The 23,355-nt window shown below is 72.3% G+C and carries 20 protein-coding genes; 12 read left to right on the plus strand and 8 right to left on the minus strand.

The annotated features are described in order from the left end of the window. Positions 1-11: 11 nt before the first annotated feature. The 3 genes from lnt (at position 12) to ACSP50_RS13925 (ending at position 3,071) form a co-directional block, all read left to right on the plus strand. Positions 12-1,634: an apolipoprotein N-acyltransferase gene (gene lnt / locus ACSP50_RS13915; protein WP_043511385.1), complete on the plus strand. Its 1,623-nt coding sequence runs from the start codon at positions 12-14 to the stop codon at positions 1,632-1,634. Further along, positions 1,631-2,419 (plus strand): polyprenol monophosphomannose synthase, encoded by a 789-nt coding sequence (locus ACSP50_RS13920; RefSeq protein ID WP_014689765.1) that lies wholly within the window; start codon positions 1,631-1,633, stop codon positions 2,417-2,419. The genes lnt and ACSP50_RS13920 overlap by 4 nt, the downstream gene beginning before the upstream one ends. Before the next feature lie 139 nt (positions 2,420-2,558). Beyond that, positions 2,559-3,071 (plus strand): FxsA family protein, encoded by a 513-nt coding sequence (locus ACSP50_RS13925; RefSeq protein WP_014689764.1) that lies wholly within the window; start codon positions 2,559-2,561, stop codon positions 3,069-3,071. Positions 3,072-3,139: 68 nt separating this feature from the next. On the opposite strand, the gene ACSP50_RS13930 is transcribed toward ACSP50_RS13925, so the two are convergent. Continuing rightward, positions 3,140-3,478, minus strand: a complete 339-nt coding sequence (locus ACSP50_RS13930) for an RNA polymerase-binding protein RbpA (protein WP_014689763.1) — start codon at positions 3,476-3,478, stop codon at positions 3,140-3,142. Between the two features lie 512 nt (positions 3,479-3,990). After that, positions 3,991-5,205 carry a hypothetical protein gene (locus ACSP50_RS13935; RefSeq protein WP_014689762.1) on the minus strand — a complete coding sequence of 405 codons (1,215 nt, stop codon included), beginning with the start codon at positions 5,203-5,205 and terminating at the stop codon, positions 3,991-3,993. A 346-nt stretch (positions 5,206-5,551) separates the two neighbouring features. Here ACSP50_RS13935 and ACSP50_RS13940 point away from each other — a divergent pair, with 346 nt between their 5' ends. Beyond that, positions 5,552-8,383 (plus strand): hypothetical protein, encoded by a 2,832-nt coding sequence (locus tag ACSP50_RS13940; protein WP_155123499.1) that lies wholly within the window; start codon positions 5,552-5,554, stop codon positions 8,381-8,383. Positions 8,384-8,501: 118 nt separating this feature from the next. On the opposite strand, the gene ACSP50_RS13945 is transcribed toward ACSP50_RS13940, so the two are convergent. Next, the gene (locus ACSP50_RS13945; RefSeq protein WP_014689760.1) at positions 8,502-9,686 is read right to left on the minus strand and encodes an MFS transporter; all 1,185 of its coding nucleotides are present in this window, start codon (positions 9,684-9,686) and stop codon (positions 8,502-8,504) included. Between the two features lie 70 nt (positions 9,687-9,756). Between ACSP50_RS13945 and ACSP50_RS13950 the strand changes: the two genes are divergently transcribed. The 4 genes from ACSP50_RS13950 to ACSP50_RS13965 all read left to right on the plus strand — a co-directional run bounded on the left by ACSP50_RS13950 (position 9,757) and on the right by ACSP50_RS13965 (position 13,102). Next, positions 9,757-10,728, plus strand: coding sequence for a DUF5937 family protein (locus ACSP50_RS13950; RefSeq protein ID WP_014689759.1), 972 nt, complete (start codon positions 9,757-9,759; stop codon positions 10,726-10,728). Between the two features lie 719 nt (positions 10,729-11,447). Next, positions 11,448-11,837, plus strand: a complete 390-nt coding sequence (locus ACSP50_RS13955; protein WP_014689758.1) for a hypothetical protein — start codon at positions 11,448-11,450, stop codon at positions 11,835-11,837. A gap of 468 nt (positions 11,838-12,305) precedes the next feature. Beyond that, positions 12,306-12,767 (plus strand): SRPBCC family protein, encoded by a 462-nt coding sequence (locus tag ACSP50_RS13960; protein ID WP_014689757.1) that lies wholly within the window; start codon positions 12,306-12,308, stop codon positions 12,765-12,767. Between the two features lie 56 nt (positions 12,768-12,823). Then, positions 12,824-13,102 carry an ArsR/SmtB family transcription factor gene (locus ACSP50_RS13965; protein ID WP_369793952.1) on the plus strand — a complete coding sequence of 93 codons (279 nt, stop codon included), beginning with the start codon at positions 12,824-12,826 and terminating at the stop codon, positions 13,100-13,102. A 79-nt stretch (positions 13,103-13,181) separates the two neighbouring features. Here the strand turns inward: ACSP50_RS13965 and ACSP50_RS13970 are convergent, their stop codons facing one another. The 3 genes from ACSP50_RS13970 to ACSP50_RS13980 all read right to left on the minus strand — a co-directional run bounded on the left by ACSP50_RS13970 (position 13,182) and on the right by ACSP50_RS13980 (position 15,331). Next, positions 13,182-13,628, minus strand: coding sequence for a VOC family protein (locus tag ACSP50_RS13970; protein ID WP_014689755.1), 447 nt, complete (start codon positions 13,626-13,628; stop codon positions 13,182-13,184). Positions 13,629-13,839: 211 nt separating this feature from the next. Beyond that, a complete protein-coding gene (locus ACSP50_RS13975; RefSeq protein WP_099344068.1) occupies positions 13,840-14,478 on the minus strand; it encodes a DUF2461 domain-containing protein in 639 nt (212 codons plus the stop codon). A 49-nt stretch (positions 14,479-14,527) separates the two neighbouring features. Next, the gene (locus ACSP50_RS13980; RefSeq protein WP_231956928.1) at positions 14,528-15,331 is read right to left on the minus strand and encodes an NADPH-dependent oxidoreductase; all 804 of its coding nucleotides are present in this window, start codon (positions 15,329-15,331) and stop codon (positions 14,528-14,530) included. 54 nt (positions 15,332-15,385) lie between these two features. Here ACSP50_RS13980 and ACSP50_RS13985 point away from each other — a divergent pair, with 54 nt between their 5' ends. Continuing rightward, positions 15,386-16,450, plus strand: a complete 1,065-nt coding sequence (locus ACSP50_RS13985; protein ID WP_014689752.1) for an LLM class flavin-dependent oxidoreductase — start codon at positions 15,386-15,388, stop codon at positions 16,448-16,450. Here the strand turns inward: ACSP50_RS13985 and ACSP50_RS13990 are convergent. Beyond that, positions 16,440-18,053: a methyl-accepting chemotaxis protein gene (locus ACSP50_RS13990; RefSeq protein ID WP_014689751.1), complete on the minus strand. Its 1,614-nt coding sequence runs from the start codon at positions 18,051-18,053 to the stop codon at positions 16,440-16,442. The genes ACSP50_RS13985 and ACSP50_RS13990 overlap by 11 nt on opposite strands. A gap of 136 nt (positions 18,054-18,189) precedes the next feature. On the opposite strand from ACSP50_RS13990, the gene ACSP50_RS13995 reads away from it, so the two are divergent. Then, a complete protein-coding gene (locus ACSP50_RS13995) occupies positions 18,190-18,915 on the plus strand; it encodes an ABC transporter ATP-binding protein (RefSeq protein ID WP_014689750.1) in 726 nt (241 codons plus the stop codon). A 225-nt stretch (positions 18,916-19,140) separates the two neighbouring features. On the opposite strand, the gene ACSP50_RS14000 is transcribed toward ACSP50_RS13995, so the two are convergent. Then, positions 19,141-20,316, minus strand: a complete 1,176-nt coding sequence (locus ACSP50_RS14000) for an ROK family transcriptional regulator (protein WP_014689749.1) — start codon at positions 20,314-20,316, stop codon at positions 19,141-19,143. 191 nt (positions 20,317-20,507) lie between these two features. Here ACSP50_RS14000 and mmsA point away from each other — a divergent pair, with 191 nt between their 5' ends. Then, the gene (mmsA, locus tag ACSP50_RS14005) at positions 20,508-22,055 is read left to right on the plus strand and encodes a multiple monosaccharide ABC transporter ATP-binding protein (RefSeq protein ID WP_014689748.1); all 1,548 of its coding nucleotides are present in this window, start codon (positions 20,508-20,510) and stop codon (positions 22,053-22,055) included. Then, positions 22,052-23,350 (plus strand): multiple monosaccharide ABC transporter permease, encoded by a 1,299-nt coding sequence (mmsB, locus tag ACSP50_RS14010; protein ID WP_014689747.1) that lies wholly within the window; start codon positions 22,052-22,054, stop codon positions 23,348-23,350. Before mmsA ends, mmsB begins: the two co-directional genes overlap by 4 nt. Positions 23,351-23,355 lie beyond the last annotated feature (5 nt).

Consider the following 23,355-nt stretch of genomic DNA (forward strand, 5'->3'; position numbering starts at 1 on the left):
CTGGCGTGGAAATGACGATGCCGCCGCCCGAACTCGCCGCTCCCGAGCCCGGCGACGCGCGCCCGGCCGGCGCGCCCGCCCCGCTGCGGCTGCCGGTGGCGTTCGGCCTGGCCGTCGCGGCCGGTGCGGCGCTGCTGCTCGCCCTCCCGCCGTACGACCTGTGGTGGCTCGCCCCGGTCGGGGTCGCGCTGCTCGCCGCCGCCGTGCACCGCCGCCGCCTGCGGGCCGGCCTCGGCCTCGGCTTCGTCACCGGCCTGGTGCTGTTCTTCCCGCTGCTCGCATGGACCCGGATCGGTGCCGGCTTCGCCCCCTGGGCGCTGCTGTCCCTGGCCGAAGCCCTGATCATCGGGCTCGCCGGGCTGGCCGGGGCCTGGCTCTCCCCGCTCACCGACCGCCGACGGGCCCTCTGGCCGCCGCTGACCGGCCTGATCTGGGTCGCCGACGAGGCGCTGCGGGACCGGGCCCCGTTCGGCGGCTTCCCGTGGGGCCGGCTCGCTTTCAGCCAGGGCGACGCGCCCACGCTGCGCCTGGCCGCCTGGGGTGGCGCCCCGCTGGTCACCTTCGCCGTCGCGGCCGCCGGCGGCGCCCTGGTCGCGCTCGCCTGGCGCCGCTGGACCGCGGCCACCCTGCTGCCCGCCGCCGGCTTCGCCGCCGCCCTCGGGCTGCTGATCGGCGGCCCCGCCGCGATCCCGCTGACCGCCCCCGCCGGAGCGACCCGCACCATCGCCATCGTGCAGGGCAACGTGCCGCGCCTGGGCCTCGACTTCAACGCCCAGCGCCGCGCCGTGCTCGACAACCACGTCACCGCGACCCGGCAGCTGGCCGCCGGCGTCGCCGCCGGCCGCCAGCCGCAGCCCGACCTGGTGGTCTGGCCGGAGAACGCCAGCGACATCGACCCGCTGCGCAACACCGACGCGTCCGCCGAGATCTCCGCGGCCGCCACCGCGATCAAGGCGCCGATCCTGGTCGGCGCGGTGCTGCGCACCGACAAGCCGGCCGATATCAAGAACGCCGGCCTGCTCTGGCTGCCGGACACCGGGCCCGACCTGGCGCAGACCTATGTCAAACAGCACCCGGTCCCGTTCGCCGAGTACATGCCGCTGCGCTCCGTCGCCCGGCTGGTCACCGACCGGGTCGACATGGTCAAGAACATGCTCGCCGGCGACCACTCCGGGGTGGTCCGCACCGGCTCGCTGACCCTCGGCGACGTGATCTGCTTCGAGGTCGCCTACGACGGCATCGTCCGGGACACCGTCACCGGCGGCGCCCAGATCCTCGCCGTGCAGACCAACAACGCCACCTTCGACGTGGGCGAGGCCCGGCAGCAGCTCGCCATGGTCCGGCTGCGCGCCGTCGAGCACGGGATGGACTCGCTGATGGTCTCCACCGTCGGGGTGTCCGCCTTCGTCGATACCCGGGGTGACGTGCACGGCGCGACGGGTTTCAACACCGCGAAAGTGGTGGTGCATAAAATGTCCCTCGGGGCTACGCGTACGCTGGCGACTCGTTCGGGCATCTGGCCCGAGGCGATCGCGGTCGGGCTGGCCGTCATCGCACTGGCCGGCGCCGCGCCCCTGCGCCGTCGGCGGCCGGTCCCCAGCACAGACGACGACATGAGCGTGGAGGAACGTTGACCGAGGTGGAAGGCTACCCGGGAGTGGGCCGGGTCCTCGTGATCATCCCCACGTACAACGAGGCCGACAACGTCCGCCTGATCACCGGGCGGGTCCGCGCCGCGGTGCCCGAGGTCGACATCCTGGTCGCCGACGACAACTCGCCCGACGGCACCGGCGCCATCGCCGACGAGCTCGCCCTCGCCGACGACCACATCTTCGTGCTGCACCGCCAGGGCAAAGAGGGCCTCGGCGCCGCCTACAAGGCCGGCTTCGCCTGGGCCAAGGACAAGGGCTACGACGCGGTCGTCGAGATGGACGCGGACGGCTCGCACGCCCCCGAGGAGCTGTCCCGGCTGCTCGACGCGCTGAGCGGCGCCGACGCCGTGCTCGGCACCCGCTACATCCCGGGCGGCAGCGTGCACAACTGGCCGATGCGCCGGCTGCTGCTCTCCCGCGGCGGCAACATCTACATCCGGATGGCCCTCGGCATGCCGTTCCGCGACGCCACCGGCGGCTACCGCGCCTACCGGATGACCGTCCTCGACGCCATCGACGTCCCGTCCGTCGCCTCCACCGGCTACTCCTTCCAGGTCGAACTGGCCTGGCGCGCCTACCGCGGCGGGTTCAAGCTGGTCGAGGTCCCGATCACCTTCACCGAACGCGAGCACGGCGTGAGCAAGATGAGCGGCAACATCTTCAAGGAACAGCTGCTGCGGGTGACCGTGTGGGGCGCGCAGGCCCGCAAGGAGAGTCTGCTCACCCTGCTCGGCCGCAAGCCCCGGCAGGAACAGACCTGGCCGTGACGACCGAGGCCGGCCCCACGGGCCGGCCCGATCGTCCGCTCCCGCGTTGCCCGGCCCGCGTCGCGGGCCGGGCGCACTCAGGCAGGTCGCAGGTTCCGGTGTCATGCTGGAGGGGCACCACTGAACCGGAGGTCTCCTGATGCGCCGTGGCCTGTCCCTCGCCCTACCGCTGCTGTCGCTGGCCGAGGTCGCCGTCTTCCTGACCGTGGCCCACCTGATCGGGGCCGGCTGGGCGTTCCTGCTGCTGGCAGCCTTCACCCTGGCCGGTTTCGCACTGCTGCGCCGCGAGGGCATCCGCGGCTGGCGCGCCTTCCAGCAGTCCGCCGCGGCCGGCCGCCCGCCCGGCGCCGAGGTGACCGGCTCCCTCGTCGGCCTCGGCGGCGCGCTGCTGCTGGCCCTGCCCGGCTTCGTCACCGGCATCGCCGGCGTCCTGCTGCTCCTGCCCCCGCTGCGCGGCATGGCCCGCCGCGGTGTCGAGCGCTTCGCCGAGCGCCGCCTCGGCGCCGGCATGACCGGCGACCTGTTCGGCCCACGCAAGGTCCGGGTCCGCGTCGACGACCCGACGGTGGTCAACTCCTCGGTGGTCGACGCCGGCTTCCCGCCTTCCCCGCGCCACCCCGCCGCCGCCATCGAGGGCGAAATCGTCCGCTGACCCCGGCACATGCGAACGGCCGCCCCCTCAGGGGGGCGGCCGTTCGTCGTCTATCGGTGGGGTGTCGGTCAGCGCCCGCGGCGAGTGCGGACCTCCTGCAGGCGCTCGTTGAGGATGTCCTCCAGCTCGGCGATCGAGCGGCGCTCCAGCAGCATGTCCCAGTGGGTGCGCGGCGGCTTCGCCTTCTTCTGCTCCGGCTCGCTGCCGTCGACCAGCCGGGCCACGCTGCCGTCGAACTTGCACTCCCAGGTGGTGGGCACCTCGGCGTCGACAGCGAACGGGACCTCGAACTGGTGACCCTTGACGCACAGGTACTCACGGGTCTGTCGGGGCGCCAGCTCGGTGTTACGGTCGGACTCGTAGCTGACTGCGCCTAGACGGCTGCCGCGCAGCATGCGTTCGCCCATGATCGGCTTCCCCTCGCTCGTGGTGCTGCTCTCGTTGATGTAACGAAAGGGGCGGCCGCCGGATTCCTGCGCCCGCCGAGTCTCTATCGGTCTTTTACCCGCCCGGTAAAGGCGATGTAACGCTATGAGCGTAACCGGCTGGCGACCTTACACCGCAAATTGAACGGTCGCGAAGTGGACCTTGGTCCAAATTGCGCCCATTTGACACATCTTCGGGTGCTGCGATGTCGGTCACTCGCGCCGTTCACCACCTATTAACCCCGCCGATCCCCTCCGTACCGTGATCAGGCGGTGGCGATCCGGGTCGCCGTTCCCCCTCCTGTTCGGCACCGCCGGCGGCGACCTTTGCCAAAGGCTGCCACAACCGGCACCTCACCATCCGGTCACAGCCGGGACGTCCGGCACCCCACCATCCGGTCACAGTCCGGACATCCGGCAGCCGTTCCGGCCGCAGGAGCCGGGCGGCTGCTCCGGTCGATAAAGGAGAATGCGGGACCGCTCCGGGAGTCGGTTCAAGCCTCCGGCGATGCGGCCTGCGCCGGTGCGGCCGCCGCCGGACGGCTCGTGCCGAGCGCCGCCAGCGCCGACGCCAGGTCGCTGACCTGACCGGTCAGCTGAGCCACCCGCTGATGCGCGGCGTCCGCGTCCGCCCGCGCCGCCACCAGGCGCCGCTCCAGGTCCGCCCGTTCCTCACCGGCCCGGCGCAGATCTTCCCGAGCACGATCAACTTCCGCGGCGGTACGCCGTAGCCCATCCCGCTCGGCCACCACCCCCGCCAGCTCCTCGCGCACCGCCCCCGCCTCGGCCGCGGCCCGGTCGGCCCGAGCCCCCGCCTCGGCCACCGCCCGTTCCGCCCGGGCCGCCGCCTCGGCCAGCGCCCGCTCGGCCCGCGCCGAAGCCTCCGCACCCGCCTGTTCGGCGGCCTGCGCCCGGCGTTCGGCCTGCCCGGCCGCCTCCCGCGCCTGCTCCGCCTCACCCCGCGCCGCCGCCAGTTGCTCTTCGGACCGGGCGGCCGCCTGCTCCGACGTACGCCGCAATGCGTTGTGGTCTCGGAGCGCCGCGGCCAGATCGCGTTCGACGGTGTCCCGCTGCTCCTTGATCTCCTGCACCTCGCGCCGCGCGACGGCCAGCTCGGTGCCGGCCGCGTCGCGTTCCGCCTCGGCCCGTTCGCGCAGCGCCGCCGCGGCCGTGGCCGCCCGCACCGCCTCGTCGCGGGCCGCCCCCGCCGCCTGCTCCCGTTTGCCGGCCTCCTCGGCCGCACGTTCCGCCGCGGTGGCCCGCTGCCGCGCCTCATCCCGTTCGGCGGTGGCCGCCGCCGCGATCTGCTGCGCCGCGGCCGTCGCCGTCGCCGCCTGCTCCGCGTCGCGCCGAGCATCGTCGCGTTCGGCGTGCGCGGCCGCCACCGCCCGCGACGTCTCCGCCCGCACCTCGGCGACCTGGCGTTCCACCCCGGCCGGCGACATCTCCGAATGCAGCGCCTCGGTCAGCGTCCCCACCATCTGGTCGAGGCGGTCCACCACTTCCCAGGTCCGGGCGACCGACCCGGCCAGGCCGGGCGACGACCGGTGCCGCATCCGGACATTCCGGGAGGCGCGCTGGCACTCACCGTCGTTGTCCCGGCAGTACCGGAACGGCCGGCCGGCGGAGGCCCGCTGCGGAACGGGTCGCCCACAGTGGGAACAGGGTCGGGTTTCGATGGCCTCGGCGGCTTGGTCCTGCGTCGTCATAGCACCTCCCACCCTAGGCCGATCGGCGATCTTACCGATGTCACCACGCTGGACCGGCTTCCGCGGCCCGGGTGCAGGGGGGCAGCGTGTCTATCGCGGTGTCCGGACCGCGGCCCGGGTGGAGGGGGCAGTGCGTGTACCGCGGTGTCCGGATTGCGGCCCGGGTGGAGGGTACAGTGCGTGTCTACCGCGGCGTCCGGATTGCGGCCCGACCGGTCGGACCAGGCGTCATTGCCGGATCCGCCGAGAGAAATGTGCGGCCAAGGTCGCCGTCGAACTGTCGGGTTCGGGATTGCGGCACACCGTGGGGATGCCGGTGGCCGGGCGGCACCGTACGGTGGCCGCCATGGCACTACCGTTCGATCTATGGGGGCAGCGCGGCTGGGCCGCGGCTGAGGTCGCCGGCGAGTCGCACCATCACGAGGCGATCCGTGGGCTGTTCGGCGGCCGGTTGTCGGCCGGGGGAGCGGAGATGGCGGTCAGCGCGCAGCTGCTGCCCGATCCGGCGAACCCGCACGACCGGGACGCCGTCACCGTCTGGGTGGGCCCGGTCCAGGTCGGGCATCTGCCCCCGGACGCCGCGAAACGCTATGCGCCGGCTCTGGCGAGCCTGGTCGCCCGCGGCTGGACGCCGCAGGTCGGGGCCAGGATGTTCGCCACGCAGCGGGGGCCGCACGACTTCAGCGCCTCGATCCGCCTGGACCTGGCCGAGCCGCACCTGATCGCCCCGGCGAACCACCCGCCCCGCGAGGCGTATCGGCTGCTTCCGACCGGCGCGCCGATCGAGGTGGCCGGCGACGACGAGCACCGCGACGTCCTGATCGAGTTCCTGCGCCCCGAGGGCGAGTGCTGGGTCCACACCACCCTGCACGAGGCCGGCGACCGGACGGCGACGATCGAGGTCCGCCTCGAGGGCCTCCGGGTCGGCCGGCTCAGCCCCCGGCTCAGTGGCGAGCTCCTGCCCGCCGTCCGCCACCTCCACGATCGCGGCCTCACCACCTGCGCCCGCGCCATCATCAGCGGCGACACCGTCACCACCAGGCTCATGGTGTACGCCGTGAAAGCCCACGAACTGCCCGAAAGCTGGCTGGACGCCCCGCCCGAAGGCGCCTCACCGGCCGGGCCGACCGTCCCGGAGCCCATGGCGGCGCCCGGTCGCCCGGCCGTGGTCCCCGCCCTGGAATCGTCCCCGGCCGCCGAAACCGCGGTCCTGCCCGCGCCGCTCCTGTCGGCCCCGGTCACCCCGGATCCGGCCGCCGGCGCCCCCGTGCCGTCGGCGTCGCCTTCCCCGGTTCCGGCCGCACCGCCGTCCGCGCCTCCGCCGGGGACGCCCGCGCCGTCCGGGCTCCCGACGGCGTTGCCGTCACCGGTTGTGCCCGCAGGCGTGGTGGCGCCGCCGGTGGCACCTGTGCGGCATCCCGCCCCCCGCCCGCGGCCGACGCCCGAGTCGAATTCGGCGGCCGACACCGCTGTCCTGTCCACCGCGCCGGCCGGCTCGCCCGTGACCATGCCCGCGGTACCGGGCCACCCCGCGGAGGTCGGCCGGCGCACGGTCCCGATCGTCCCGGCGGGCAGCGGCCCCGTCCCTGTCGTTCCGGGCACCGTCGGCGCGGGTCCGGGCGGTGCGCCCGGCACGCCGATGCCGGGGCCCACCGCCGATGGCGGATTCTGGGGCGCACCGAGTATCGAGCAGGGGGACGCTGCCGGCGCGCCTGAGTTCCCCGGCACTCCGGATGGCCGGCACGGCGGGAGTTCTGGTGTCCCGGGTTCGCCGGTGGTCGGGCAGGGCGGGAGTTCTGGTTCGCCGGGTTCGCCGGTGGTCGGGCCCGGTGGCAGTTCTGGTTCGCCGGTGGTCGGGCCCGGTGGCAGTTCTGGTCCGCCGGTGATCGGGCCCGGTGGCAGTTCTGGTCCGCCGGTGGTCGGGCCCGGTGGCAGTTCTGGTTCGCCGGTGGTCGGGCCCGGTGGCAGTTCTGGTCCGCCGGTGATCGGGCCGGGTGGCAGTTCTGGTTCGCCGGCAGTCTGGCGAGGTGGCAGCTCCGGCTCGCCCGCCGTCTGGGACGTTGGGGTCTCCGGTTCGTCGACAGCCGGGCAGGGTGGCGGCTTCGATTCGCTGAGCCCGGGGGTCGGTGGGCCGGGGCGGCATTCGGTGTCGCCCGGCTCCCCGGCGGGTGGGCACGGCGCCTTCGGCTTGCCCGGCGCGGCGGGTGGGGGGCGCGGCTCGGAGGCTCACGACGTACGGGAAACCGGTTTTGCGGAAACTCGCGGCGCGCAAGCGCCGAGATCGCCGCAAGCCGCGCATCGGCCGGCCGGTCTTCGCTTCAACCCGCCGCCGGCCTGGCCGGCGCCGCCCGCGGGCTGGACGCCGCCGCCGGGCTGGACGCCGGATCCGGCCTGGGGTCCGCCGCCGGCCGGGTGGCAACTGTGGGTCGAGGACCGCGGCTTCTCGCCGACCGATCCTGCCGCCGGGCACCGCCACCCCGGCGCCATCGATGTCGACTGGCTGCGCGCGGGGTCTGATGCGACGACCACGGAGTTCGACCGCATACGTCCCGACGGTGAGGCCTGGGTCCCGGATGTCGCCTCGCCCGGGGATGGCGGCGACGGGTGGCCCGCGGAGGGTGATCGGTCGCGGGTTGGCGGCGACGGGTGGCCCGCGGAGGTTGATCAGTCCCGGGGCAGTGGCGACGCGTGGCCCGCGGAGATTGATCAGTCCCGGGGCAGTGGCGACGCGTGGCCCGCGGAGGGTGATCAGTCGTGGGGCACGCGTGACGTCCGGGCCCCGGAATTCGCTGACGCGCATGGCGGGGCCTCCGCTGTCGGGTTCGGTGATCCGCTGTCCGGTGGCGACGGCTGGGCCGCGGAGTTCGATCAAGGGCGGGCGGACAGTGACGCGCTCCACGCGGAGCTCGGGCGGGTACGGGCGGACCGCGATCTGGCGGTGGCGGAGCTCGAACGGCTGCGGGCGGATCGGGACGCGCTGGCCGGGGAGGTCGACCGGGCCCACGCTGACCGGGATGTGATGGCGGCGGAGGTCTCCCGGCTGCGCGCGGACCGGGAGGCGATGCGATCCGAGATCGAGCGGCTTCGGGATGAGCTGGGCAGGGTGGGCCACCCCGAGGTCCCCGATCCGGGGCGGGACCGGCGGCGGGAGGATTTCGGGGGCTACCGGCTGCGGTGACCGGCCGATGCCGGGGCAGGCGATTCCTCTGATGGCCCGCCTGTCCTGGCGAAGCGTCGCGATGTGGCCCGGCGGTGGCTGCGTGCCACGGCTGGGCGTCGCGGTGCGGGCCCGTGGGTCATGTCCGCTTGACCAGCTCCCTGGTTCGGGGTGGCAGGATCATGCACAGCAGTGTGCCGGCTCCGGCGGTGGCGATGGCGGCGGCCGGGCTGCCCCACTGGGCGAGCACGCCCAGCACCACCGGGGAGAGGCCCTGCAGGGTCATCAGCCCGGTGGAGAGCAGGGTGAACATCTGGCCGCGGCGTCCCTCCGGGGTGGCGTCCAGCAGCGGGCGTTGCAGGCCGAGCTGGTAGGCGTATCCGGCGCCGGCGAGGACCAGGCAGCCCAGCGTCGCCGGCAGCGTGGGCCCGGTCAGCAGCAGGAGCAGCGGCGCGCCGGCGAGCAGGATGAGCGGGCGGACCAGGCGTTCCCGGGTAGCCGGGCGCACCCAGCGACCGACGATCAGGTCGCCGGCGAGCATGCCGACCGGGACGGCCGCCATCAGCGCGCCCGCGGCGCCGGCCGGGAAGCCGCGCCCGTGACCGTACGAGACGAGCAGTGCCTCCGCCCCCGCGACACACGCCGACGGCAGCCACTGGGCCAGCAGGAAGGCGCGGATGATCGGGTCGCCGAGCAGGTCGCGGACGCCGGCCAGGCTGGCGCGCACCGCGGAGCCCCGGTCCGCGGATTCGCCGGCGAGGTCGGGCAGCCCGAGCCGGATGATCAGCGCGGCCAGGGCCTGCCCGCCGGCCGCGATCAGCAGGGCCTGGCGCGGTCCGGCCGCGGCGACGGCGACGCCGCCGAGCGCGAGGCCGAGCAGTTGCGCGCCGGACGAGGCGGCGTTCAGAACGGAGCGGCCCAGCACGTACGCGTCACCGGTCAGCACCTCGGCGACCAGCCGCCCGGCCGCGCCCATGAAGATCGGTGTCCCGCAGGCCACCACCCCGATGATCGTCAGCTGGGCGGCGACCGGCAGCGGCACCACCGCGATCAGCAGCGCCGCCACCCCGCCGGCCAGGTATCCGGTGACGATCAGCGGCCGTGGCCGGATCCGGTCGGTCAGCACGCCGAGCAGCAGCCCACCCGCGAGTTGCGGCAGGAAACCGGCCGCGAACGCGAGCGCACTGAGCAGCGCCGACCCGGTCCGTTCGAAGACGAACACGGACAGCGCGAAGATCCGCAGCGATTCCGCCGCGATGGCCGCGGTCCGGCCCAGAAACAGCACCCGGAACCGTGGTTCCGCGAAGACGTCGCGATAGGTCACCCGGCCACCCTCCGGCCCGGCGCACGCTGCTGGCGATTGATTCGCCAGGAGGCGTAACGTCGGCGTCGTGATGCGGTTCGAGGTCGGCGCCGAGGATCTGCTGCACACCCGGTTCGCGGTGTCGCCGATCTTTGAGCTGCACAATCTGCTACGGGCCCTGCACGCACCCGCCCCGGGTCTCCCCGAGTCCTGGCTGGCCCGTTTCCGGCCCGCTTTCGATCAGCTGCGCCCGGACCCGTGGCTGACCGCCGTCCTCGCGCTGAAGTCGGCCCGCTCCGGCGCGAACTTCTTCGCACCGCCGCCTCGCGGCATGACCCAGACCATCGACCAGGACCTCGCCGCGATCCGCGCGGTCCCGCTCCGCGCGGCCCGTACCGAAATCGACTTCTATCTGGCCCGCCGCCGGGTTCCGGCCCCGGTCAGAATTCTGCTGTACGCCGATGACGTCCTGGACCGGATGGCCGCCTTCCTGTCGGACGCCTGGTCGGCGCTGATGGCGCCGGAATGGCCCACGATCCGTGCCGTCTGCGAACGCGACGTCGTCCACCGCTCCGCCGAACTCGGCCGCGCCGGCTGGTCCGCGGCACTCGCCGGCCTCGCCCCCAAGGTTCGCTGGCACCGCGGCGGCATTGAACTGACCGCCCACCGCGGCCCCGCCGGCACCCTCGACGGCACCGGCCTGCTGCTCATCCCGTCCGTCCTGATCTGGCCCCGCACCGCCGTCTTCGGCGACGACCCATGGCCGAAAGCGATCGTCTACCCGGCCCGCGGCGTAGGCACCCTGTTCGAACTGTCCCCACCCGCCGTCCCGGACACCCTGGCAGCCCTGCTGGGCCGCAGCCGAGCCCAGCTCCTCACCGCCCTGGCCGACCCGGCCAGCACCACACACCTGGCCACCGCCTTCAACCTGGCCCCCGGCGCCGTCGGCGACCACCTGTCCGTCCTGTACCGCTCCGGCCTGCTCAGTCGAGCCCGTTCCGGCCGCTCCGTCCTCTACTCGCGCACCCCGCTCGGCGACCAGCTCGTCCACACCGCCCGCTGAGACCCCCGCGCGTGTGGTCGCACCCGGCCCGTCGGCCCCCCGGGCCCCGTTCGCCGATCGCCACCGCCGGCCCGGGGCCCGACCGGCGCCGGCCGCCGTCCCTGGATCACCCGCTGGAACCCGCCCTCAACGCCTTCGGTCCTGCCTTCGACGGCCGCCGTCCCTGGATCACCCGCTGGAACCCGCCCTCAACGCCTTCGGTCCTGCCTTCGACGGCCGCCTGACCGCTGGCCGCCACCGATCCCGGAAGGATCGAGTGGCACCGCCTTCTCGACAGACCCGGCGTGCGCGGTCCGGTGTCGGCTGGCCGGGTGGACGGTCCCGTGTCGGCTGGCCGCACGGGCGGTCCGGTGCTGCGCGGCCTTACTGCGGACCGGGTCGCCGACTGAGGTAAGCGCGACGCAAGCCTGGCGGGTGGTCGACCCCGGTCGCGCGGCGACGCGTAATCCGCGGCACATTGCCGCCGTTCTCCTCGACCGGCCGGGCTCGCGGCGACGCGTAATCCGCGGCACATTGCCGCCGTTCTCCTCGACCGGCCCGGCTCGCGGCGGCGGCCGGATCGTGCCTGGTGCCGCGGTGGCCGGCGGCTGCGGACGGGGCGCCATGGCCCGAACGTCGTTCCACCCGACCCCAAAAAATTTATGATCATCTGTTTGATGAGGATTTGTGGGGTCAAGTTCTCCGCGATGGTTGCCAATGACTACATAGGAGGACAAACTATGGCATCCCGCACCGTCAGCGCCGCCGTTGCTCTCGTCGGGGCGGCCGGCCTCTCGCTGGCCGCCGCCGTCCCCGCGCAGGCCGCCACCCCCTGCGTGCAGAAGGTCTCGGTGATCAACAACGGTGGCTTCGTGATCGACTTCCAGGTCACCACCCGCACCGGGGAGCTGTCCGCGTCCACCGACGACTACCCGATCAACCAGTACCGCGTCGTCGACCTGAACTCGACCCCGTTCGCCGAGGGCTCCGACGTCCGCCCGCTGGTCCACGCGCAGGCCGGCAACACCGTGCCCGGCAACGTGTTCGTGTCGTTCTGCAACAACGGGCAGACCGCCACCTACACCGCGAGCGGCACCACCCTGAACTACACGGTCACCCTCCTCACCTGACCGGGCCCTCGCGGGTCGGTTACGGTCCGGCCCCGGAAACAGCGGGCGTCGACACCCGACCGCCCGCTCAGTCCGAACGGGGCAGCCGGCCGCTCCATCCGGGCCGGCGAGCACCGGGCACCCCCATGCGGCCGCGCATTCGGCACGAACGATGCGGTCAGGGCCGAGGCGGTGAGAGTCGACCCGCTCAGTCGACTGAGTGTCCGGCCTCAACGATGCGGCCGAGGCGAGGGCGAGCACGCTCACTCGACCCGGCGCGCCCGGCGTGAACGATGCCGTCCCGGACCCGCCCGGGCCCGGGCGGCATCGCCGACCCGGTGAGGCTCCGCCATGACGGGACGCTCGACGCGATCTGCATGTGAAGAGCCTCCCTCGGGGGTACGACACTTTCCGATGTGCAACCTTCGGTTGCTCAAGAGCCGATGGTGGGCTACCGTTACCTGCAACCAAAGGTTGCAGGAGGACGTCATGGAGCAGGGAATCATCGAGCGCGAAATCTTCATCGAGGCGACGCCCGAGGTCGTCTTCGAGGTGGTCAGCAGCCCCGAACACCTCAAGGGCTGGTGGCCCGACGATGCCGACTACGAAGCGCGGCCGGGATCGGAGGGAACCATCACCTTCGGTGACTGCAGCGCCGGAGGCAAGGTCGTCCAGTTCGCCGTCGTCGATGCCCGTCCGCCGCGAACATTCTCGTTCCGCTGGACGCACCCCGCCGGTGAGCCGCCGACGGCCGGCAACTCCCTGCTGGTCACGTTCGAGCTGACTCCGTCCGGCGGTGGCACGCTGCTGCGGATGACGGAGACCGGTTTCCGGGAGCGGGGCTGGTCGCAGGCGATCGCCGAGCAGGAGTACCGGGAGCATGTGCACGGCTGGGGCATCTTCCTGCCGCGACTCGCGCCGTATGTCGCCACGCTCCAGGTCCAGCCGTGAGCACGGCCGTCGACGACGATCTGTGGTCGGCGGTCGGCGACCCGACCCGACGACGAATGCTCGACCTGCTCCTCGCCCACGGTGAGGGCACCGCGACCACGCTCAGTCAGCAGATGCCGGTGACCCGGCAGGCCGTCGCCAAGCATCTCACCGTCCTCGACCGGGTCGGCCTGGTCCGCGGCACCCCCGCCGGCCGGGGGAAGCGTTACCGCGTCGACGACGCCCAGCTGGCCCGCGCCATCGGCCAGCTGGCCTCGGTCGGCGCGGCCTGGGACGCCCGCCTGCGCCGCATCAGGACCATCGCCGAGGCGATCCAGCAAACCACGACCGATTGAGCCGTACGCCCGCGACGCCGCGTCCCCACCGGGATGCGGCGCGCCATCTTCGCCGCCGCAACTCCACGCGCCGGGTCCGTCAGTCGAGGCAGAATTCGTTGCCGCCCGGGTCGGCCATGACGATGTGTCCGGCGTTCGGCGGCACCGGCTCATGGCGTTGCACCCGGGTGGCGCCCAGGCCCACCAGTCGCGCCGCCTCGGCTTCGAGGGCTGCCATCCGCTCGTCGCCGGTGAGGCCGGGAGCTGCGCGGACGTCCAGGTGCACCCGGTTCTTCGCCGTCTTGCCCTCGGGCACCTTCTGGAAGAACAGCCGCGGCCCGGCGCCCTTCGGGTCGATCAGCGCGGAGGCGTCGTTGCGACGCTCGGGCGGCACACCCCACGCCTCGAGGGCCTGCTCCCATGAGGAGAAGCCCGCGGGCGGGGGCTGCAGCCGGTAGCCGATCGCCTCCGCCCAGAACGCGGACAGCGCGGCCGGGTCGGCGGCGTCGAAGGTGATCTGAAGCTCGCGTGCGATCTCAAGAGACATGCGGTCCAGCCTGCCGCACATTGCGGTCACCCGGTGTCCTGAAACGGTCAGCGCTCCCGCCGGTCCTGAAACGGTCAGCGCTCCCGCCGGTCCTGAAACGGCCAGGGCTCCCGCCGGTCCTGAAACGGCCAGGGCTCCCGCCGGTCCTGAAACGGCCAGCCCTGCCCGCGCCGGTGAGCGGCCTGAATGGCGGGGCCGGGAGACCGGGGCGTCAGGCGCCGGCGAGCGGCGGACCGACGTGGTCGTCGAGCCAGTGCCGCAGCGGAAGGCCGGCTCGCAGGAACTCCACCACCCGCTTCTGCGCGGCCGCCGTCCCCAGCCAGGCGGCCGGCTCCCATTCCCGCCAGGTGATCAGCCCCTTGTGCCGCAGCAGATCGATCCGGGGATGATCTTTCGGGTAGCCGCGCGGCGCGGTTTTCAGGGTGTCTCTGCCGACCACCGAGATTCCGGTTCTCTCGATGTCGGTGATGAGGGTGGTCAGCTGGATGCCGGTCACGTCGTTGGCGATCGCCCGCCGGAACCGGTCGAGCTGGCCCGGATCCATCCGGTAGTAGCCGGATCCGGCGGCCAGCCCGTCCGCGCTCAGCTGCAGGTATCCGCCGGATTCGAGCCAGGCGCCCAGATGCGTCTTGTACGGGGTCTTGTCCTTGCTGAAGCGCACATCCCGGTAGGGCCGGAACACTTTCCCCGGCCCGAATTCCGGTTCCAGGGCGGCGAGCAGTTCCAGCATCGGCCCCCGCACCTGCTCCTCGTAGAATGCCAGGTGCCTGGTCCAGTACGTCTTCGAGTTGTCGGCGCCGAGCCCCTCGTAGAACTCGAGTGCCTCGACCGGCCATCCGCGGAACGTCACCCACCGATTCTGCGCCATCGGCAAGACGAGGAGCCGCCGGGACGCGTGGTCAGCGGGACGGCAGCCCGAGCCGCTCCAGAGTCTCTCGCAACCGATGCCGCCCACCCAGCGCTTCCGCCCCACCCAGCCGGCTCAGCACCCGCTCACTCCAGCCGCCGCTGAGCCCGAACCGCCGGTTGTAGGCGGCCAGCCGTTCGTCGTAGACCGGGATGTGCGCGTCGGCGGCGTCCGCGTCGTACTGCTCATGGTGCAGCACCGCCGCCTGCGGCAGCCGGGGTTTGACCGCGGCCGCCTCCGCCGGGTCGGGCGTGCCGACGGCCAGGCCGAAGGCGGCGACCGCGTGGGGCGGCAGCTTGAGTTCGGCGGCGATCTCCTCGGGTCGGTTGCGGACGGCGCCGACGAAGACGGAGCCGAGGCCGAGGGATTCGGCGGCGATCACCGTGTTCTGGGCGGCGAGGGCCGCGTCGACGAAGGTGATCAGGGTGCTTTCCAGGTAGTCCGCTCCGGTGAGGGAGGAGCCGGCCCGGTCGGCGAGGCGGCGGGCGCGGGACAGGTCGGCGATCCAGACCAGGAACAGCGGGGCCTGCGCGATGAAGGACTGGTTGCCGGCGAGGGTGGCGAGCCGCTGCCGGCGGCCCGGGTCGCGGACCGCGATCACGCTCCACACCTGCAGGTTGGAGGAGGTGGCGGCGGATTGTGCGGCGGCGGTCAGCGCGGTCAGCTGGTCGTCGGTCACCTCGCCGGGCAGGAATCGGCGCACCGAGCGGCGGCGCAGTTGCAGGCGGATGGTGTCGGTGAGGGTGTCGAGCGGCGCGGCGGCGGTCCCGTACCGGGCGGCGAGCAGTTCGGACACGGGCGTCTCCCGGAAGCTTGAAAAGTCGGCGGCATCCATATATTAGCTATAGAGGTGATAGGAAAAGCGAGCGAGTTCCTCTGGTACATCCCGAACGAGGACCGCCCCGGGCACCGCGGCGACGACGTGGTCGACGGCCACAACAGCCTGGCGGCGCTCACCGCGCAGGCCCTGGCCTGCGAGCGGCACGGCTGGAGCGGCGCGCTGATCGGCACCGGCTGGGGCCGTCCGGACACCTTCACGGTGGCCACCGCGCTCGCCGCCCGCACCACCACGTTCCGGCCGCTGATCGCGGTCCGCCCCGGCTACTGGCGTCCGGCGCAGTTCGCGTCCGCCGCGGCCACCCTGCAGCACCTCAGCGGCGGCCGGGTGCTGATCAACATCGTGTCCGGTAAGGATCGTCTCGCCGCCTACGGCGACGAGGAGCAGGACCAGGCTTCCCGGTACGGTCGTACCCGCGAGTTCCTGCACCTGGTCCGCCGGTTGTGGGCCGAGGAGCACGTCACGCACCGGGGTGGGCATTTCGCGGTCGACGACTCGACCGTGGTCCCGCGCCTGGCCACGCCCCCGCGGCTGTATTTCGGGGGTGCCTCGGCCGCGGCCGAGCGGGTCGCCGCCGCGGCTGCCGACGTGCAACTGTTCTGGGGCGAGCCGCTGGACGGCGTACGGGAAAGAATCGAGCGCCTGACGGCCCTGAGCCGGGAGGTGGGCCGGGACCTCCCGCCGCTGGAGTTCGGTCTGCGGATCACCACGGTGGTCCGCGAGACCGGCGCGCAGGCCTGGGCGGATGCCGAGGCCCGGGTGGCCGCGATGGCCGGCGGCCCGGCGATCGACCCGCTGTGGGCGGCGGCGACCGGGCAGCGCCGGCTGCTCGACCTGGCCGCCCGCGGTGACGTGCTGGACGACAATCTGTACACCGCGCCGGCCCGGGTCGGCGGGGGCGGCGCGGGGACGACCTGGCTGGTCGGCTCGGCCGCGGAGGTGGCGAGGTCGCTGCGCAAGTATCAGAATCTGGGGATCAGCCACTTCGTGCTGTCCGACACGCCCTACCTCCCGGAGATCGCGAGGCAGGGCGGGCAGTTGCTGCCCCTGCTGGCGGAGACCGCGCTCAGAGCGTGAAGCCGGCCACCAGTTCGCGCAGCTCGCTGCTGGTCCGCGCCAGGTTGGCGGCGTTCGACTGAGCCTGGTTGACCACCTCGGTGGTGGTGCCCACCGCGGTCGCCACCCCGGCGATGCTGGTCGCGATCGCGGTGCTGCTGTCGGCCACCTCGGCGACGTTGCGTCCCATCTCGCTGGTGGTCGCGGTCTGCTCCTCGACGGCGGCCGCGATCAGGGTCTGGAAGTCGCTGATCCGGGCCACCACGTCGCCGATCTTGCCGATCGCGCCGACCGCCTCGGTGGAGTCCGCCTGGATCGCGTCGACGAGCCGGCTGATCTCCTCGGTGGCTTTCGCGGTCTCCTGGGACAGCTCCTTGACCTCGCCGGCCACGACGGCGAAGCCCTTGCCGAGCTCGCCGGCGCGGGCGGCTTCGATGGTGGCGTTGAGAGCGAGCAGGTTGGTCTGCTCGGCGATCGCGGTGATCATGGCGATCACCTTGCCGATCTCGGCGGACGACTCGCCGAGCTTGCCGACGGTCTGGTTGGTGCGGGCGACCACGCCGACCGCCTCGCCGGCGACCTGGGCGGCCTCGCCGGCGTTGCGGGCGATCTCGTCGATCGCCAGGGTCATCTCGGTGCTGCCGGCCTGCAGCGTCTGCACGTTGCCGGAGACGTGGTCGGCCGAGGTGGCGACCGCGGTGGCCTGGGTGTCCATCTCGCTGCTGGCCGCGGCGATCTGCGTGGAGACGTCGGAGAGGTCCTGGGAGGCGGCCGAGACGGTGCCGGCGTGCCCGGCGATCGCCGCGACCGTGTGGCTCAGCGACTCGGCGGTCGAGTTCACCGCGTCGCCGAGCGTTCCCAGCTCGTCGCGGCGGTCCAGGCTGACCCGGACGGTGAGGTCGTGCGCGGCCAGACGTTTGAGCGCCGCGACCACGGTGGCCAGCGGGCGGATCACCGAGCGGGTGACCCAGGTGCCCATCAGCACGGCGAGGATCACGGCCAGGGCGAGGGCGATGGCCAGCCCCCGCATCGCGTCGGTGCGCACCCGCTGCACGTGGGCGCGCAGCGCCGCGGTGCGGTCGGTGACCGACTTGTCCAGTCCAGCGGTGATGTCCAGGACCTTGCCGTAGGCGGCGGCCGCATCACCGCCGTTGATGCTGTCCATCGCCTTCGCGCGGCTGGCCTGGGTGTCCGCCGACAGCCACCGCATGACGGTCGTGTCCCAGGTGAAGAACTCGTCCCAGGCGGTCTTGAGCTTGGCGAACTCGGCCCGCTCGGCCGGCGACATGTCAGCCGTGTCGGCGCTGGCCAGCTGAGCGTAGATGGCGGCCTTGGACTTCATCTCGCCCTGCCGGTTGTAGCCTTTCGGCCCGGTCGCGAACGCGTAGCCGAACGCGCCGATGTCCGCGATGACCAGGCCCTGCCAGCCGGTCACGTCGGCGGCGTTGTACTTGGCGGTCTGGATGTCGTCGCGCACCCGTTCCAGGGCGGCCAGTTCCTTCTCGGCGGCGGCCTGCTGGCGCAGCCCGGACCAGCCGACACCGGCCGAGGTGACGATCAGCGTGGTGAGGACCAGGTAGGAGGCGCCCAGCCGAGTGCCGACGCCGATGTCACGGATGCGCATGCACCTGTGATCGGCGCGAATCCTATCCGTCTGAGGGTAGCCGCCACGTAAGATCGTCGACGGTGGGGTAGTGCCCGGTGGAACCGGGGAGTCAGCACCACTGTCACCGGTCCAGTGCGTTCGTACGGTGTTACCCATGACCGACGCGGTACGTCTCGAAGCCCTCGTCAAGACCTACGACAACGCCGTGACCGCGCTCGACGGGGTCACGGCCGCCTTCGCCGACGGCACGTTCACCGCCGTGATGGGCCCGTCCGGCTCCGGCAAGAGCACCCTGCTGCACTGCGCGGCCGGCCTCGACCGGCCCAGCAGCGGCCGGGTCTTCCTCGGCGGCGCCGAACTGACCGCGACCACCGACACCGAACTCACCCGCTTCCGCCGGGCCCGGGTCGGCTTCGTCTTCCAGGACTACAACCTGCTGCCCGCGCTCACCGTCGAACAGAACGTGCAACTGCCGCTGCGCCTGGCCGGTCGCCGCGCCGACCGCAGGCGCGGTCGGGCCATCCTGGACCAGCTCGGCCTCGGCGACCGGCTCACCCAGCTGCCCGCCGAACTCTCCGGCGGCCAGTGCCAGCGCGTCGCCGTCGCCCGCGCCCTGCTCACCGAACCCGCGGTGATCTTCGCCGACGAACCGACCGGTGCCCTCGACCTGCGCGGCGCCCGGGAGGTCCTCACCCTGCTCCGCCAGGTGGTCCGCGACCACGGTCGCACCGTCGTCATGGTCACCCACGACCCGATGGCCGCCGCGTACGCCGACTCCGTCCTCTTCCTGGCCGACGGCCGCCTGGCCGGCTCGCTCGCCGCACCCGCCCCGGACGCCGTCGCCGACCGCCTCGCCCACCTGACCGGGGTGCCGGCCTGACCTCCCGCCGCCGCGGCCGTGCTCGGCACCACTCGCCGCGCGACTGCCATCCCGGCCATCGCCGCCCTCCACTGACCACCGCCCACCCCGGCCGGTCACTCGCCACCCCGGCCGGTCACTCGCCACCTCGGCCGGTCACCGTCCACCCCGACCTGCTTGCGTTCCCGTCCCGGGGCGCCGTCGTCGCACACGAGCAGAGCCGACCGTCTCCACGGCCCCGCGGGGTCAGAGGGAGAGCAGCTCCGAGACCTGCGGGGCGTATGTCGTGTGCAGGACCAGGGCCGCCGCGCCGACGACCGCCGCGTCGGCGCCGAGCGGGGAGACCTCGACACGGACGGTGCGGATGCTGCGGGCCAGGGGGCGGGTCTCCAAAGCTTTGGCGGCCGCGTCGCGGAAGCGGGATTCCAGGTGGCGCAGGCCGTGCCCGCCGAGGACGAACAGGTCGACGTCGAGGATGTTGGCGACGTTGACGACGGCGGTGGCCAGATGTTCGGCCGCGGCCTCGACGACGTCGACGGCGGCGCGGTCGCCGTCGAGCGCGGCCTGGCGCAGGGTGTCGTAATCGGTCAGGCCGGACCGGGCGACGAGAGCTCCCGGGCTGATCAGGCTCTCCAGGCAGCCGCGGTTGCCGCAATAGCAGGGCGGCCCGCCGGGCAGCACCGTCTGGTGGCCGAATTCGGCGGCGTTCATCGAGCCGCCGCGATAGACCTGCTGGCCCAGGATGAGTCCGCCGCCGACGCCGGCGCCGAAGAAGAAGTAGGCGAAGTCGGCGACGCCGCGGCCGGCGCCGGCCCAGCATTCGCCGATGGCGGCGGCGGTCGCGTCGTTGTCCAGGGTGACCGGCAGGCCGGTGGCGGCGGCCAGCATGTCCTTGAGCGGCACCCGGGTCCAGCCGAGCAGCTGCGGCGGCCCGACCAGGGCGCCGAGGCTCTGGTCGATCGGGCCGGGGGTGGCCAGGCCGAGGCCGAGGACCCGGTCGCGGGGCACGCCGGCGGCCGCGAGCACGTCGGTGACCAGGCCGGCGACCGCGGCGACGACCTCGGTGGGGCCGGCGCCGGGGCGGATCGGCTGCTGCCGTTGGACCAGGGGGCGGCCGAGCAGGTCGGCGACCACGCAGGACAGCTGGGACGGGTCGAAGTGGACGCCGACGGCCAGCCCCGCGGCGGCGTTGACCCGCAGCAGGGTGCGGGGTTTGCCGCCGTTGGAGACGGTGGCGCCGTCCTCGCGGACGATGCCTTCGCCGATCAGCCGCCGGACGATGCCGGAGACGGTCTGCGGGGTGAGACCGGTCAGCTCGGCGATCTCGACCCGGCTGATGCCGTCGGCGAGCTGGATCTGATCGAGGACGACGGCCCGGTTGTACTGGCCGACTTTCGGCAGGTTGGTTCCTGTACGCCGCACCGGAATACCGCCTCTCCCGACCCCATCATCCGTTCGGACGACGCGGTTACGGAACCAGGAAGGAACGTTGCGAGATTGATGCCGACCATGATGCCATCGACCCGTTGACTTAGTAAATAAATAAGATTTACAGTCTGGAAACGCCGACGTCATCGAAGTCGATCTTTGCGTAACGCCTGTTGGGAGGCGCCATGAGCGCTGCTGCGCCGCTGCTCGAAATGCGCTCCATCACCAAGACGTTCCCCGGTGTCACCGCACTGTCCGATGTGAACCTGACGGTCCGCGACGGGGAGATCCACGCGATCTGCGGGGAGAACGGGGCCGGGAAGTCGACCCTGATGAAGGTGCTCAGCGGCGTCCACCCGTTCGGGTCGTACAACGGCTCGATCGTCTATCGCGGGGCCGAGGCCCGGTTCGCCGACATCCGGGCCAGCGAGCACGCCGGGATCGTGATCATCCACCAGGAGCTGGCCCTGGTCCCCGGCATGTCGATCACCGAGAACATCTTCCTGGGCAACGAGCCGACCCGGTTCGGCCGGATCGACTGGAAGGCGGCCAACCGCCGGGTGCTCGAACTGCTCGCCATGGTCGGGCTGAACGAGGATCCGGACACCCTGGTCAAGGACATCGGGGTGGGCAAACAACAGCTGGTCGAGATCGCCAAGGCATTCGCCAAGGACGTACAACTATTGATCCTGGACGAACCGACCGCGGCGCTGAACGAGACCGACTCCCGGCACCTGCTCGATCTGCTGCGCGGGTTCCGGAAACGCGGGATCACCTCGATCATGATCTCGCACAAGCTGAACGAGATCGAGGCGATCGCCGACTCGATCACCATTCTGCGCGACGGGCGGACGATCGAGACGATCGATGTCGCGGCGGAGGGGGCCGACGAGGACCGGATCGTGCGCGGCATGGTCGGCCGGGATCTGGGCAGCCGTTTCCCGGAGCACGAGCCGCACATCGGCGAGGTGTTCTTCGAGGTGCGCGACTGGACGGTCCGGCATCCGATCTCGGCCGAGCGGCTGGTCTGCAAGAACTCCGGCTTCACCGTGCGGCGCGGGGAGATCGTCGGGTTCGCCGGGCTGATGGGCGCCGGCCGGACCGAGCTCGCGATGAGCCTTTTCGGTCGCAGCTACGGGATCTACCTGAGCGGCCAGGTGTTCAAGGACGGTCAGGAGATCCAGTTGCGCTCGGTGGCCGAGGCGATCGGGCACGGCCTGGCGTACGTCAGCGAGGACCGCAAGGCGATCGGTCTGAACCTGCTCGACGACATCAAGACCTCGGTGGTCGCCGCGAAACTCTCCAAGATCACCAAGAACGGGGTGCTCGACGAGGCCGCGGAGTACCACGAGGCCGAGGCGTACCGGCGCAGCCTGCGGATCAAGACGCCGAGCGTGGACGAGGGCGTCACCAAGCTCTCCGGCGGCAACCAGCAGAAGGTCGTCCTGGCCAAGTGGATGTTCACCGACCCGGATCTGCTGATCCTCGACGAGCCCACCCGGGGCATCGACGTCGGTGCGAAATACGAGATCTACGGGATCATCCAGCGCCTGGCCGCCGAGGGCCGCGGCGTCATCGTGATCTCCTCCGAGCTGCCCGAGCTGATCGGGCTCTGCGACCGGATCTACACGGTCTTCGAGGGCACGATCACCGGCGAGATCGCCCGCCGCGACGCCGACCCGGAAGTCCTGATGAAGCAGATGACCTCGACGAAGAAGCTGGCCACCCCATGAGTCGGATAAAAGATCTCCAGAAAAACCTCTTCGGCGGTACGACGTCGAACGCCCGCCAGTTCGGGATGATCTTCACGCTGGTGGCGATCATCGTGTTCTTCCAGATCCGCACCGGCGGGCTGACCCTGCAGCCGGGCAACCTGATCGCGCTGACCCAGCAGTACGCGTACATCTCGGTGCTGTCGATCGGCATGCTGATGGTGATCGTGGCCGGGCACATCGACCTGTCGGTCGGCTCGGTCGCGGCGTTCGTGGGCATCGTGGTCGCCAAGGCGATCAGCGTGCACCACGTCCCCTGGCCGCTGGCCATCGTGCTGGGCCTGGTCGTCGGCGCGGCGATCGGCGCGTGGCAGGGCTTCTGGGTGGCGTACGTCGGCATTCCCGCCTTCATCGTCACGCTCGCCGGCATGCTGCTGTTCCGCGGCGGCAACCAGTACATCGGCAACGCCGACACGGTGCCGGTGCCGCCGGGCTTCCGGCAGATCGGCGCCGGCTATCTGCCCGAGGTGGGCCCGGACACCGGCTACAACAACCTGACCCTGCTGCTCGGCCTGCTGGCCTGCGTCGCGGTGGTCTGGCGGGAACTGCGGTCCCGGCAGGTCCGCAAGCAGATGGAGGGCGCCGAGCCGGCCCCGATGTGGGTCTCGGTGATCCGGATGGCGGTGATGATCGCCGTCATCATCTTCGCCACGCTGCGCTTCGCCGGTGGCCGGGTCGGTACCAGTTTCCCGATCTCCGGCATCATCCTCGCCGTCCTGGTGATCGCGTATTCGTTCTACACGCGCAACACCGCGGGCGGCCGACACATCTACGCGGTCGGCGGCAACGCCCGGGCCGCCGAGCTGTCCGGCGTGCAACTGCGCCGGGTGAACTTCCTGGTCATCATGAACATGTCGGTCCTGGCCGCGCTGGCCGGGATGATCTTCGTGGCCCGGTCCACGGCCTCCGGCCCGCAGGACGGGCTCGGCTGGGAACTCGACGCGATCGCCGCGGTCTTCATCGGGGGTGCGGCGGTCTCGGGCGGTCTCGGGACGGTCGGCGGCTCGATCGTCGGCGGTCTCGTGATGGCCGTGCTGAAGAACGGTCTGCTCCTCACCGGCACCGGCTCCGACATGGACCAGATCATCCGTGGTCTGTTCCTGCTCGGCGCCGTCGCCCTGGATGTCTACAACAAGAAGCAGGGCCGCTTCTCGATCATCGGTTCACTCACCCGGCAGTTCCGTCCACGGCATGAGGTGGCGGCCGCCGAAACCCTCGCAGAGGACCGCGAGAAGACCCCTGCAACCCGCATCTAGAAAAG

Source organism: Actinoplanes sp. SE50/110 (assembly GCF_900119315.1).
In the GTDB taxonomy this organism is placed as follows: Bacteria; Actinomycetota; Actinomycetes; order Mycobacteriales; family Micromonosporaceae; genus Actinoplanes.

Coding starts and splice junctions, on each gene's coding strand:
- lnt (WP_043511385.1), top strand. CDS start 12: ATGACGATGCCGCCGCCCGAACTCGCCGCTCCCGAGCCCGGCGACGCG.
- ACSP50_RS13995 (WP_014689750.1), top strand. CDS start 18,190: ATGACCGACGCGGTACGTCTCGAAGCCCTCGTCAAGACCTACGACAAC.
- ACSP50_RS13965 (WP_369793952.1), top strand. CDS start 12,824: ATGCTCGACCTGCTCCTCGCCCACGGTGAGGGCACCGCGACCACGCTC.
- ACSP50_RS13955 (WP_014689758.1), top strand. CDS start 11,448: ATGGCATCCCGCACCGTCAGCGCCGCCGTTGCTCTCGTCGGGGCGGCC.
- mmsB (WP_014689747.1), top strand. CDS start 22,052: ATGAGTCGGATAAAAGATCTCCAGAAAAACCTCTTCGGCGGTACGACG.
- ACSP50_RS13950 (WP_014689759.1), top strand. CDS start 9,757: ATGCGGTTCGAGGTCGGCGCCGAGGATCTGCTGCACACCCGGTTCGCG.
- ACSP50_RS13960 (WP_014689757.1), top strand. CDS start 12,306: ATGGAGCAGGGAATCATCGAGCGCGAAATCTTCATCGAGGCGACGCCC.
- ACSP50_RS13930 (WP_014689763.1), bottom strand. CDS start 3,478: ATGGGCGAACGCATGCTGCGCGGCAGCCGTCTAGGCGCAGTCAGCTAC.
- ACSP50_RS13940 (WP_155123499.1), top strand. CDS start 5,552: ATGGCACTACCGTTCGATCTATGGGGGCAGCGCGGCTGGGCCGCGGCT.
- mmsA (WP_014689748.1), top strand. CDS start 20,508: ATGAGCGCTGCTGCGCCGCTGCTCGAAATGCGCTCCATCACCAAGACG.
- ACSP50_RS13990 (WP_014689751.1), bottom strand. CDS start 18,053: ATGCGCATCCGTGACATCGGCGTCGGCACTCGGCTGGGCGCCTCCTAC.
- ACSP50_RS13970 (WP_014689755.1), bottom strand. CDS start 13,628: ATGTCTCTTGAGATCGCACGCGAGCTTCAGATCACCTTCGACGCCGCC.
- ACSP50_RS13925 (WP_014689764.1), top strand. CDS start 2,559: ATGCGCCGTGGCCTGTCCCTCGCCCTACCGCTGCTGTCGCTGGCCGAG.
- ACSP50_RS13935 (WP_014689762.1), bottom strand. CDS start 5,205: ATGACGACGCAGGACCAAGCCGCCGAGGCCATCGAAACCCGACCCTGT.